A 12,218-nucleotide genomic window follows, 5' to 3' on the forward strand; every position below is an offset into this window, starting at 1 on the left:
GCGTTCACTCCTCGTCCTCCAGGTGGATGTGCTCGTTGGCCGGGTTGGCGGGCTTGACCACCTCCGGGTCGCGGAGCATGCTCAGGATGTGGGCGCCGGCGCCGATGGAGTCGTCCTCCACAAACTGCAGCTCCGGCGTGTAGCGCAGCTGGAGGGCCCGGCCCAGCTCCCGCCGCAGATAGCCCCCGGCGGACTTCAGGCCCTTCACCACCTCTTTTACGTCGCTCTTGTCCAGTACGCTGACGTAGATCCTGGCGTAGCGCAGGTCGGAGGTGGTGTCCACCGCCGTGATGGACACCAGCCCGTGGACACGGGGATCCTTCACCGTGCGGATGAGGGCGGCCAGCTCCCGCTGGATCTCCTCGTTGATGCGTCCGATGCGATTGCTCGGCATAGCGTTCTCCTTTCCAGGGGGCCTCAGCCCCCGGTCTATCTCTCGATGGTTAAGCAGATCTGGAACTGCTCGTGTAATTGCTTTATGGCATCCAAATCCAGGTCGGCCAGCCTGCCGCCGAAGCGGTGGGGCCGGGTCGGGCCGTCTCCTACCCACAGGCTCCACAGCTCCACGGCCTCGCCGGGGCGCAGGTGCTTTTCCAGATAGGCCCGCAGCTCCGCCGCGTCACCCTCCGTGGCCTGCAGATCCAGCTCATATTGGTATGGCTTCAGCTCCAGGCCCAGATCTTCCACCGCTTCCCGGTAGTATGTGTGCTCCTGCACGGAGAATCCGTTCGTCTCAATGCTGACCGTATGCCCGCCGTGGGAGCTGGTCTCAACCCGGCGGATGCCGGAGTCGTACAGGGGCAGGGGCCGGTCGGCGCACAGCAGGGTGACAGCACTCATAAGCTCTCCTTATAAAGACGCACAGGCCCGCCCCCTCCTCAAATGACTTGGGGACGGAACGGGCCTGTATGGGTTTGTGGGTTAGGGCGGGCAGGGAAAGGGTATCTCGCCGCCCCGCATGGGCGGGGCAGCAGGTCAACCCCGATCTTTGATACGGGCTTTGAGGGCCACGGCCGCCTCGTCGACACAAGCTCCAGATCACTCGCTTCGCCGCAGGCGGCAAAGCGCATTCCTTCCGCCGTGTCTCCTCTCCGAACCGGACCCGCTTCGCTGGGCTCCGGTTCGGTTTTCCTGGCACAGATCTTGGTGGCTTTTTTACACCTCAATCTGCTCCATCAGGTAGGCTTCCACAATGTCGCCCTCTTTGATATCCTGGAACTTTTCAAAGGTGATGCCGCACTCGTAGCCCTGGGCCACCTCCTTGACGGAGTCCTTGAAGCGCTGGAGGGAGGCGATGGCGCCGTCGTAGATGACGATGTTGTCGCGCAGCAGGCGCATCTGGGCGCCCCGCTGCATCTTGCCCTCGGTGACGTAGCAGCCGGCCACCATGCCCACGCCGGTGATGCGGAACACGTTGCGCACCTCGGCGGTGCCCAGCTCCACTTCCTTGAACTTGGGGGAGAGCATGCCCTTCATGGCGGTCTCGATCTCGTTGATGCAGTCGTAGATGACCCGGTACATGCGCATATCCACCTTGTTGCGCCCGGCGGACTCCTTGGCGTTGTGGTCGGGCCGGACGTTGAAGCCCACGATGATGGCGTTGGAGGTGGTGGCCAGCATGACGTCGGACTCGTTGATGGCGCCCACGGCGCAGTGGATGACCCGCACCCGCACCTCTTCGTTGGACAGCTTCTCCAGGCTGGCCTTGACGGCCTCGGCGGAGCCCTGCACGTCGGCCTTGACGATGACGTTCAGGTTCTTCATCTCGCCGGCCTGGATCTGGCTGAACAGATCCTCCAGGCTCACCTTGCCCACCGGGGCGGAGGAGGCCATCTTCTGCTCGTGCTTACGCTGCTCGGCCAGCTCCCGGGCCATGCGCTCGTCGGCCACGGCGTGGAAGTCGTCGCCGGCGTCGGGCACCTCGCCCATGCCGATGATCTCCACGGGCACGGAGGGGCCGGCCTCGGTGAGCTTCTCGCCCTTGGCGCTGGTCATGGCGCGGACGCGGCCCACCGCCGTGCCGGCGATGATCACGTCGCCCTGCTTCAGGGTGCCGTTCTGCACCAGCAGGGTGGCCACGGGGCCGCGGCCCTTGTCCAGCCGGGCCTCGATCACCGCGCCGTGGGCGGAGCGGTTGGGGTTGGCCTTCAGCTCCTGCATCTCGGCGGTCAGGTTGACCATCTCCAGCAGGTTGTCGATGCCCTCGCCGGTCTTGGCGGAGATGGGGCAGATGATGGTCTCGCCGCCCCACTCCTCGGGCACCAGCTCGTACTTGGTGAGCTGCTCCTTGATGCGCTCGGGGTTGGCCTCCGGCTTATCCATCTTGTTGATGGCCACGATGATGGGGATGTTGGCGGCCTTGGCGTGGTTGATAGACTCCACGGTCTGGGGCATGATGCCGTCGTCGGCGGCCACCACCAGGATGGCGATGTCGGTGATCATGGCGCCGCGGGCCCGCATGGCGGTGAACGCCTCGTGGCCGGGGGTGTCCAGGAAGGTGATGGTCTTGCCCTGCACCTCCACCTGGTAGGCGCCGATGTGCTGGGTGATGCCGCCGGCCTCGCCGGCGGCCACGTGGGCGTGGCGGATATAGTCCAGCAGGGAGGTCTTGCCGTGGTCCACGTGGCCCATGACCACCACCACGGGGGCGCGGGGCACCAGATCCTCCGGCTTATCCTCGGCGGTGTCGATGAGCTTCTCCTCGATGGTGACGATCACCTCGTGCTCCACCTTGCAGCCCAGCTCCTCGGCGATGATGGCGGCGGTGTCGAAGTCGATGATGTCGCTGAGGGAGGCCATGACGCCGTTCTTCATCAGGGTCTTGACCACCTCGGCGCCGGTCTTCTTCATGCGGCTGGCCAGCTCGCCCACGCCGATCTCGTCGGGGATCTTGACGGTCAGCGGGGTCTTCTTGGCGATCTCCAGCTGGAGCCGGCGCATCTTCTCCTGCTCCTCCTGGCGGCGCTTGCCGCTCTGGAAGCCGCCCTTGCGCTGGCTGCGGCCCTGGAACTTCTGCTTGCCGCCCTGCATCTGCTTGGTCTTGCCGGCGGCCAGATCCTCCAGCCGCTGGTCGTACTTCTCCAGGTTCACCTGGCCGCCCTTGCGGGTGTCCACCACCTTCTTCTCGGGGACACGGGCGCCGGGGCGGCTGGCGGCCGGCTGCTGCTGGGGCGGCTTCTGGCCGCCCTGATTCTGGGCCTGGCCGCCGTTCTGGCCGGCGGGCCTGGCCTGGCCGCCGTTGTTCTGGCCGCCCTTGCCGCTCTTCTGGGCCTGGGGCTGCTGCCCGCCCTGGGCGGGCTTGGCCGGCTCCGCCTTGGGGGCGGGCTTGGGCTCCCGGTACACCTCGGCAAAGATGCTCTCCAGGCTGTCCACCTGGTTGTGCTGGGTCAGATACTCAAAGATCAGGGACAGCTCCCGGTCGTCCAGGGGCTGCATGTGGTTCTTGGGCGTGGTCGCATATTCGGTCAGGATGTCGGTGATCTCCTTGGAGTTCTTACCGAAGTCCTTGGCCACCTCGTGCACGCGATACTTGTTGTTCAGCAAAAAAGCCACCTCCATTGGCGGGCCTGCACCAATAGGAAAACACAGCGGCGCCGCTGCGCTTTCTTATTGGAACAAACCCACGTCGTTGCAAACGTATTCTCGCCGTCTCATGGCGTCCTCTTTTTCTTCTTGCCGGGGCCCCGGTTTTTCGGCGCGGCGCGCCCGGCGGGCGGGGGCGCCCAGGGCTTTTTCTTTGCCCGCTCCAGCTTCTTCTCATGGGCCCGCTGCTCCCGCTGGCGCTGGAGCTGCCTGTCGGCCTTGTCCCGCAGCGCCTCCGCCGCGGGGCCGTAGGCGTCCGGGTCGGCCTGGGCCAGCTTCTCCACCAAGGCGGCGGCCAGCCCCGCGTCGGTGAGGGCCAGCATGGCGCAGGCCGTGCGCCCCACCGCGCCGCCCAGGGTTCCCTTGTCCCACGGGGTTTTCAGCCAGGGCACCTGGCCCGCCTCCGCGAAGCGGGCGGCCCGGCGGACGCTGTTGTCCGCCGCGTCGGCGGCCACCAGCAGCACCCTGGCCTGCCTTGCCCGGCAGGCGGCGCCGGCGGGCTCCTCCCCCACCTCCGCCCGGCCGGCCTTGCGGGCGATGCCCAGCAGGTGCAGCGCGCTATCCATCGCCGTCACCTGCCTGCATCTGCGCCTCCAGGGCGTCGTACACCCCGTCGGGCATGGGGGCGGAGAAGGCCCGCTCCAGGGCCCGGGCCTTCCGCGCCTTCTTCAGGCACTCCGGATTGGGGCACACGTAGGCCCCCCGGCCCGGCTTCTTCCCCTTGAAGTCCAGGGAGATCTCCCCCTCCGGGCTCTTCACCACCCGGATGAGCTCCTTCTTGGGCTTCATCTCCCGGCACCCCAGGCACTGACGCATGGGGATCTTTTTGGGCATCTCCGCCACCTCCTCGTCGTCGCAAGTTTCAGATCATTTGCTTTGCCGCAAGCGGCAAAGCGCATTCCTTCCACTGCTCCTCCTCTCCCCACCGAACCCGCGGCATACGCCGCTGGGCTTCGGTGGGGGCCCCGTGATGGGGCGAATGGGCGCATCTTGTGCGCCCCGATATTATTCCTCCGTGTCGGCGGCAGGGGCGTCCCCGCCCTCCGCCTCGTCGGCGATGATCTCGTCCCCGTCGTCCAAGATCACGTCGTCCTCGTCCTCCGGCGCCTCGTCGGCGGGGGCGGAGGCGGGCTTGATGTCGATCTTCCAGCCGGTGAGCTTGGCGGCCAGGCGGGCGTTCTGGCCCTCCTTGCCGATAGCCAGGGAGAGCTGGTCGTCGGGCACCACCACGCGGCAGCTCTTGCCCTCCTCGTGGATGTCCACGCTGACCACGTCGGCGGGGGACAGGGCGGCGGCGATATACTGGGCCGGATCCTCCGACCACTTGATGATGTCCACCTTCTCGCCCTTGAGCTCATTGACGATGTTGTTCACCCGCTGGCCCCGGGGGCCCACGCAGGCGCCGATGGCGTCCACGTCGGGATCGGCAGACCAGACGGCCAGCTTGGTGCGGCTGCCCGCCTCCCGGGCGATGGACTTGACCTCCACGGTGCCGTCGTAGATCTCGGGCACCTCCAGCTCGAACAGGCGCTTGACCAGGCCGGGGTGGGTGCGGGAGATGAGCACCTGGGGCCCCTTGGTGGAGCGGCGCACCTCCACCACATACACCCGCAGGCGCATGCCCTCCACGTACTCCTCGCCCTTGACCTGCTCGCCGGGGGCCAGGAAGGCCTCGGTGGCCTCGTTGCCCGAGCCGATGCGCAGGCTCACGCCGCCGGAGCGGGGGTCGATGCGGGTGATCACGCCGGTGAGCAGCTCGTGCTCCTTGGAGGAGAACTCGTCATAGATCATGCCCCGCTCGGCCTCCCGCATGCCCTGGATGATCACCTGGCGGGCGGTCTGGGCGGCGATGCGGCCGAAGTCCCGGGTGCGCACCTCGATGCGGATCACGTCGCCCAGCTGGGCCTGGGGCAGCTTATCCCGGGCCATCTCCAGGCTCATCTCGGTGCAGGGGTTATCCACCTCCTCCACCACGTCCTTCTTGACGAACATGCGCACGGTGCCCTTCTCCTCGTCGGCCTCCACCGTCACGTTGTCCCCCGCGCCCTCGTGATCCCGCTTGTAGGCGGTGACCAGGGCCTGGGTGATCTTCTCCAGCATGTAGGCCTTGGGGATGCCCTTCTCCTTCTCAATCAGGTTGATGGCGGCGAAAAACTCCGCCCCGTCCAGCTCGTTGGTCTTCTGCGCTTTGGCGTTCTTCTTCGGCATAATCGTTCTATCTCCTCACTCGTCTCACGCGGGCGCGCGCCGCGCGCCCCTGTATGGCAGGTTGTATCCGGCGGGCGGATGATATCCGCCTCTGCGTAGGGCGGGGGCTTGCCCCCGCCGCCCCCTAAAACCGCACGGTCAGGCGAACCTGGGCCACGTCCTTCTTGGCGAAGGTGCGGGGCGCGCCGCCCAGCTCAATGGTCACGTCCCCGTCGGCATAGTCCCGCAAAATCCCGGTGTACTCCTTCCGGCCGTCCAGGGGCCGGTAGAGGCGCACGTCCACCTCGGCGCCCAGGAACTGCCGGAAGTGGGCGGGCTTTTTCAAAGGCCGGTCGGCCCCGGCGGAGGACACCTCCAGCACGTAGCTGCCCTCGATGGGGTCGGCCTCGTCCAGGGCGTCGGACAGGGGGCGGCTCACCGCCTCGCAGTCGTCGATGGACACCCCGCCCTCCTTGTCGATATACACCCGCAGGAACCACTGCCCCGCCTCCCGGACGTACTCCACGTCCCACAGGGAGCAGCCGTTTTCCTCCGCGATGGGGGCGGCCAGACCGGCCACCAGCTCGGTGACTTTTGCCATGGGCAATCCCTCCTGCACAGGGGCATCCAGAAATTTACAGCCCCGCTTTTTTCAATAAGAAAGAGCGGAGCCGCAACCCCACTCTCACCATACCACTACTACTATCATACGTACTATAGCACAAAAAATCCCGCCATGCAAGGGCTTTGGGCTATTTTTTGCACCCCCCTGCGGGATCTGTAACCGAATTTGCGTTGACATAACAAATTCCTCTGCTAAAATGGTGGATAAGAGCGTACAAAGGAGGACAAACCGGCATGAACGAGAGCAAGACGGCGGCGGCCATTCTGGCCCAGGTGCGCCGCGCCGTGGTGGGCAAGGACGAGGTGCTGGCCCGGGTGCTGCTGGCCATTCTGGCCGGGGGGCACATCCTGCTGGAGGACATCCCCGGCGTGGGCAAGACCACCATGGCCCTGGCCTTCTCCAAGGCCCTGGGCCTGGACTACAACCGGGTGCAGTTCACCCCCGACGTGATGCCCTCGGACATCACCGGCTTCACCCTCTACAACAAGGAGGCGGGGCGGATGGAGTACCAGCCGGGGGCGGTGCTGTGCAACCTGTTCCTGGCCGACGAGCTCAACCGGGCCACCAGCCGCACCCAGTCCGCCCTGCTGGAGGCCATGGAGGAGGGGCAGGTGACGGTGGACGGGGTGTCCCACCCGGTGCCCCGGCCCTTCCTGGTCATCGCCACCCAGAACCCGGCGGGGGCCTCAGGCACCCAGCCCCTGCCCGACTCCCAGATGGATCGGTTCATGGTGCGCCTGTCCCTGGGCTACCCCGCCCCGGCGGACGAGATGGACATGGTGCGCCGCCGCCAGGGGGGCAACCCCCTGGACAGCGTGGAGCAGGTGGTGGATCGGGAGGGCCTGCTGGCTCTGCGGGAAAAGGCCGGGGCGGTCTACCTGTCCGACGAGGTGCTGGACTACATCGTCCGCCTGGTGGGCGCCACCCGGGAGCACCCCATGATCCTCCAGGGGGCCAGCCCCCGGGCCACCCTGGCCCTGGCCGCCATGGCAAAGGCCGCCGCCCTGGTGCGGGGGCGGGACTACGTGAACCCGGAGGACGTGGAGCTGGTGTTCCCCGACGTGGTGCCCCACCGGCTGATCCTCTCCCCCCGGGCGGAGGGGGACAAGTCCTTTGATCCGGCGGCGGAGCTGCTGGCCAGGGTCAGCGCCCCCAGGATCGGGTGACGCCATGGCCCGGCGACGGATTGCCTACGCCGCCCTGCTGGGGCTGGCGGTGCTCTTTCAGATCTTCTTCCGCTTCTACCTGTCCACCTTCACCCTGGTGCTGGTGGTGCTCCTGCCCGTGCTGGCGGCGGCGCTGAGCCTGCCGGCGGCCCTGGGCTGCACCCTCACCCTCTCCCCCGCCGCCCCCACGGTGATCCGGGGGGGCGAGGCGTCCTTCCGCCTCACCCTGGACTGCCGCACCCCCTTCCCCCTGCCCCGGGTGAAGGTGCGCCTGCGGTGGGAGAACCGGCTCACCGGCGAGGGGGACGCCCTGTCCTGGGCCCCCGCCCCCGGGGAAACGGCCGGGGAGCTCACCGTCCCCGCCGCCCACTGCGGCTGCCTGGCGTGCCGGGCGGAGGGGGCGTGGACTTGTGATCTGCTGGGCCTGTTCCCCATCCCTCTGAGGAAGCCCGCCCCGGCGGAGGTGCTCTCCCTCCCCCGGCCGGTGGAGCTGGAGGTGCCCCCCGGCCTGCTGTCCGGCCGCAGCGAGGGGGCGGCCCTCCGGCCCCGGCCCGGCGGCGGCCCCGGGGAGGACTACGACCTCCGGGGCTACCGGCCCGGCGACCCCCTGCGCTCCGTCCACTGGAAGCTGTCCTCCAAGCGGGACGAGCTGGTGGTGAAGGAGATCCTGGAGCCCCACCGGGCCGCCCTGGTGCTCACCTTTGACCGCTTCGGCGCGCCGGAGGTGCTGGACGAGACCTTTGCCCGGCTGTGCGCCCTGTCCCGCTGGCTGCTGGAGCGGCAGCGGCCCCACCACATCCGCTGGGCCGGCCCCGGCGGCACCGGCACGGAGGGTCGGCCGGTGGACAGCGAGGCGGCGCTGCTCTCCTGCCTGGCCCTGGCCTTCTCCGCCCCCGCGCCGGAGGCGGGGGCCTCCATGCTGGATCTGCCCCTCCGCCTGCCCGGCGAGGGGGGCCGGGTGCGCCGCATCCACGTCACCGCCAGCGGCCTGGAAGGGGGCGGACTATGAGGCGCGAAAAAATCCGCAGGCACCGCCCCGCCCCCCTGAAGCGGGGCCCCCTGGTGCTGCTGGGGGACGGGGTGCTGCTCTTCCTGGTGCTCGCCGGCGCGGTGGGGAGCTTCTGCACCGCCTTCACCCTGGACGTGTCCCTCCCCCTGGTGTACGCCGGGTGCGCCCTGTGCGCCCTGATTTTCCTGGCGGTGTGGTCTCTCCCCCGCCGGTGGTGGGCCCTCCCCCTGGCGGTATGCGCCGGGCTGTGGGGCGCCGCCCTGTGGCGGATGTGGGACGGCCTGGCCCTGGGGGAGGTGTCCGTCCGCTGCTCGGTGGTCAACACCTTCTGCCTGAGCCTGGGGCTGGACGGCATGATCCAGCCCGCCGCGGAGCTGCCCGCCGACACCTGGACGGCGGCGGCCACCCTGCTGGTGCTGCTGGTGACAGTGCCCCTGGGGGCCCTGCTGGGCCTGGGCATCGTGCGCCTGCGCTCCTTCTGGTTTGCCTTCTGGTGCTCCGTGCCCCTGGTGCTGGCCCCCCTGTGCATCTCCGTCACCCCCGGCTGGCTCCCCCTCATGGCCCTGGTGCTGGGGTGGTGCGTGCTGGGCCTCACCTCCCTGGCGGGGCGGCAGAACCCCCGGGGGGCCGCCCTGCTCAACCTGGTGGCCCTCCCCGCCGGGGCATTGCTGCTCTCCGCCCTCACCCTGGCGATGCCCCAGGACAGCTACCAGCGGCCCGCCTGGGCCGACGACGCCCTGGAGCACATCACCAGCCAGGTGGTAAAATACAGCGACATCTGGCTGGACGGCACCGGGCCCTTCGGCGGCGGAGGCGGCGGCCGGCTGGCCGCGTCCGACGGCTCGGTGTCCCTGAACAGCGGGCCCCTGCGCTTCTCCGGCCGCACGGTGCTGGAGGTGGACACCGAGCTGGAGGGCCGCATCTACCTGCGGGGCTTCTCCGGCGCCCTCTACGACGGGGAGCGCTGGCTTCCCCTGCCCGACGACATCTACAGCTCGCTGGAGCTGGACTTGGAAAGCGCCGGTGAGGACGGGGACGCCTCTGGGCAGGTGCTCGCGGACAAATACCCGAACCTGAGCCACTTGCCCTACCTCATCAAGCTCCGGGGCTGTCAGCCCCTGAACTTCCCCGCCCTGGCCGCCCGCTCGTCCGGGGAAGCCGGGGACTACGCGGCGGTGACGGTGCACAACGTGGGGGCCGACCCCGGCTATGTGTATGCACCCTACCAGATCCTCACCCAGCCGGACGAGCTGTCCGGGGCGGAGTTCGTCTACGACTCCCACCTGGCCCGGGCGGAGGACATCTGGACGCACACCCTCTACGTCCAGCCCGACGCCGACCCGGCCCGGGATCTGGGCGCCCTCACCGGCGACGCCGCCGTGGCGGAGGAGGGCTACCGGGAGTTCGCCCGCATCTACTACCGCATGCTGCCGAATGATCCAGAGCTGTACGACGTGCTGAGTGCGAACTGCAGCGCCGCCGCCCGGCCTTTGGACGAAGACAGCCTTGCCGCCTACCAGGATGCGCTGGAGCGCGGCACGCCGGAGCCGGTGGTCTATGCCCGGATGGTTGCGGACTATCTGGCCTCCATCGCCCAGTACGACCCCAACACCCCCGCCACCCCGGAGGGGGAGGACTATGTGACCTACTTCCTCACCGAGAGCCGCCGGGGCTACTGCATGCACTTCGCCAGCGCGGCTGTGCTGATGCTGCGCTGGATCGGCGTCCCAGCCCGGTATGTGGCGGGCTACGTGGCCGACGTGCCCGCCTCCGGCCACGTGCGGGTGCCCGACTCCGCCGCCCACGCCTGGGTGGAGGTGTACATCGAGGGCTACGGCTGGGAGCCGGTGGAGGTCACCCCGGCCTATGCCGGCTCCACCCCCGGGCAGAGCGGGGTGACGGCGGAGCCGGAGGCCACTCCTACCCCCACCCCCACGCCCTCGGCCAGACAGGCCCCTGCGGAAACCGACACCCCCGCCCCCACCGCCTCCCAGGCCGTGGAGCCGGAGGGGGACGGCGGGCAGGGCTTCGACCCGTCGGTGCTGTGGGTTCCGCTGGCCGTCCTGCTCCTCGTCCTTGCCTTCCCCCTCCGCCGCCGTCTGGCCCGCCGGGGAAGGGAAAAGCGGTTCGGAGACCGGGACACCAACCGGGCCGCCGTGGCCGTCTACCGCTACCTGCGGCGGCTGGAGCCCTGGGGCGGGGAGACGCCGGAGGAGATCACCGAGCTGGCCAAGAAGGCCCGGTTCTCCAACCACACCCTGACCGAGGAGGAGCGGCACGCCGCCGTCCGCGCCGCCGGGGACGTGGCCCGCCGGGTGGACGCCGCCCTGCCCCGTTGGAAGCGGCTCCTGTTCCGGTACGTGCTGGGGCTGTATTGAGACGCAGGCTCCAGGGGCGGTATAACAACTGCCAGGCCCGTAGGGGCGGATATCATCCGCCCGTTTGCCCCCGCAACCGCTGGCCCCGTGGGGCGCGACGACTCGGCGCCCCCCAATACGGGGGTTCACGGCGGCAAGCGCTGTACGGGCCAGGCAAAAACCGGGCGTGCAGCCACGCCCGGTTCCTTTTTCTGTTCGTTTCAGGCGCTGCCGCGCCCCGGGCGGCCCGCGTCGATCACCCGGCAGGCCCTGACAGCCGCTGCGCTGTACCGGCCTGGCCCGCCGGGCCGCCATCGGTGCTATGCCGCCGAAATACTTTGGCGGTTACGGCGGCACACAGCATGTTTGGGCCCCACATAGCCCGTAGGGCGGGGGCTTGCCCCCGCCGCCCGTTTCGTATACGCCGCAGGGCCGGCTGTGCCGGCAACGACAAGGGCCGGACGCCTGCTCCTGACGTCCGGCCCTCATCGAAGGAAAGAGGATACAATGAAATGAAAAGAAACTGTCTCTTGCGAGTATGATCATACCAAGGAGATGTTAACGAAAAAAACTCCATCTGTTACAGGAGTATTAAATTTCAATCTTTTTTTGTAAAGTTCCTGTCATGTGGGAAAATTCGGTGGAAAATGTGGAAAAACCGGCCAAATGCAGAAGTCCGGCCGGGGATTGCTCCCGCGGCCGGACGTTCTGAATTGGAGGATAGAATGAAAAGAAGCGCTGTCTCTTGCAAGTGTTATGGTAACAGAGGGTTGTTAACAAACCTAGCGCCGGATGTTACAATTTCATGAAATCAGCGGAGATTTTCAAAAAATTCCTGGAGCAGCCCGGCGCACTCCTCCTCCAGGATATGGCCGTACACCCGGGGGTGGTGGTTGAACCGCTCCTCAAACAGGTTGAGCACCGAGCCGCAGCACCCCGCCTTGTCGTCCCTGGCCCCGTAGCACACCACCGGGATGCGGGCGTTGACGATGGCCCCGGCGCACATGGGGCAGGGCTCCAGGGTGACGTAGAGGGTGCAGTCCCTCAGCCGCCAGCCCCCCAGGGTGCGGCAGGCGTCGGCAATGGCCTCGATCTCCGCGTGGCCCAGGGCGGTGCGCTCCCCCTCCCGCCGGTTGCGGCCCCGGCCCACCACGGAGCCGTCCTTCACGATCACGCAGCCCACCGGCACCTCGCCCGCTTCCCCCGCCTCCCGGGCCAGGGTCAGGGCCAGGCGCATCCAGTCCTCCCGCTCCATGACAATCTCCCCCCTCACATACTCCTATTTGTTATAG

General features: G+C 68.2%; 11 protein-coding genes. 3 read left to right on the plus strand and 8 right to left on the minus strand.

Annotation, left to right across the window (positions count from 1 at the left end; translation table 11 throughout):
- Positions 1-4: 4 nt before the first annotated feature.
- The 7 genes from rbfA to rimP form a co-directional block, all read right to left on the minus strand.
- Positions 5-394, minus strand: coding sequence for a 30S ribosome-binding factor RbfA (gene rbfA / locus B5E42_RS17945; protein ID WP_087242172.1), 390 nt, complete (start codon positions 392-394; stop codon positions 5-7).
- Positions 395-429: 35 nt separating this feature from the next.
- Positions 430-840, minus strand: a complete 411-nt coding sequence (locus tag B5E42_RS17950; RefSeq protein WP_087242174.1) for a hypothetical protein — start codon at positions 838-840, stop codon at positions 430-432.
- A gap of 315 nt (positions 841-1,155) precedes the next feature.
- Positions 1,156-3,558, minus strand: coding sequence for a translation initiation factor IF-2 (gene infB / locus B5E42_RS17955; protein ID WP_087242176.1), 2,403 nt, complete (start codon positions 3,556-3,558; stop codon positions 1,156-1,158).
- 92 nt (positions 3,559-3,650) lie between these two features.
- On the minus strand, positions 3,651-4,148 hold the full coding sequence (locus B5E42_RS17960) for a 50S ribosomal protein L7 (protein ID WP_087242178.1): 498 nt from the start codon (positions 4,146-4,148) through the stop codon (positions 3,651-3,653).
- Positions 4,141-4,416, minus strand: coding sequence for a YlxR family protein (locus B5E42_RS17965; protein ID WP_087242180.1), 276 nt, complete (start codon positions 4,414-4,416; stop codon positions 4,141-4,143). The genes B5E42_RS17960 and B5E42_RS17965 overlap by 8 nt, the downstream gene beginning before the upstream one ends.
- 171 nt (positions 4,417-4,587) lie before the next feature.
- A complete protein-coding gene (gene nusA, locus B5E42_RS17970; protein ID WP_087242182.1) occupies positions 4,588-5,790 on the minus strand; it encodes a transcription termination factor NusA in 1,203 nt (400 codons plus the stop codon).
- Between the two features lie 124 nt (positions 5,791-5,914).
- Positions 5,915-6,370, minus strand: a complete 456-nt coding sequence (gene rimP / locus B5E42_RS17975) for a ribosome maturation factor RimP (protein WP_087242184.1) — start codon at positions 6,368-6,370, stop codon at positions 5,915-5,917.
- Between the two features lie 257 nt (positions 6,371-6,627).
- Here rimP and B5E42_RS17980 point away from each other — a divergent pair, with 257 nt between their 5' ends.
- Genes B5E42_RS17980 through B5E42_RS17990 form a run of 3 tightly spaced genes read left to right on the plus strand, consistent with a single transcriptional unit; the run spans position 6,628 to position 10,947 of the window.
- On the plus strand, positions 6,628-7,560 hold the full coding sequence (locus B5E42_RS17980; protein ID WP_087242186.1) for a MoxR family ATPase: 933 nt from the start codon (positions 6,628-6,630) through the stop codon (positions 7,558-7,560).
- Positions 7,561-7,564: 4 nt separating this feature from the next.
- Positions 7,565-8,569, plus strand: coding sequence for a DUF58 domain-containing protein (locus tag B5E42_RS17985; protein WP_087242188.1), 1,005 nt, complete (start codon positions 7,565-7,567; stop codon positions 8,567-8,569).
- Positions 8,566-10,947 (plus strand): transglutaminase domain-containing protein, encoded by a 2,382-nt coding sequence (locus B5E42_RS17990; RefSeq protein ID WP_087242190.1) that lies wholly within the window; start codon positions 8,566-8,568, stop codon positions 10,945-10,947. The genes B5E42_RS17985 and B5E42_RS17990 overlap by 4 nt, the downstream gene beginning before the upstream one ends.
- A gap of 790 nt (positions 10,948-11,737) precedes the next feature.
- Here the strand turns inward: B5E42_RS17990 and B5E42_RS17995 are convergent.
- Positions 11,738-12,181, minus strand: coding sequence for a nucleoside deaminase (locus B5E42_RS17995; protein ID WP_087242192.1), 444 nt, complete (start codon positions 12,179-12,181; stop codon positions 11,738-11,740).
- Between the last annotated feature and the right edge of the window lie 37 nt (positions 12,182-12,218).

Source organism: Flavonifractor sp. An10 (assembly GCF_002161215.1).
In the GTDB taxonomy this organism is placed as follows: domain Bacteria; phylum Bacillota; class Clostridia; order Oscillospirales; family Oscillospiraceae; genus Flavonifractor; species Flavonifractor avistercoris.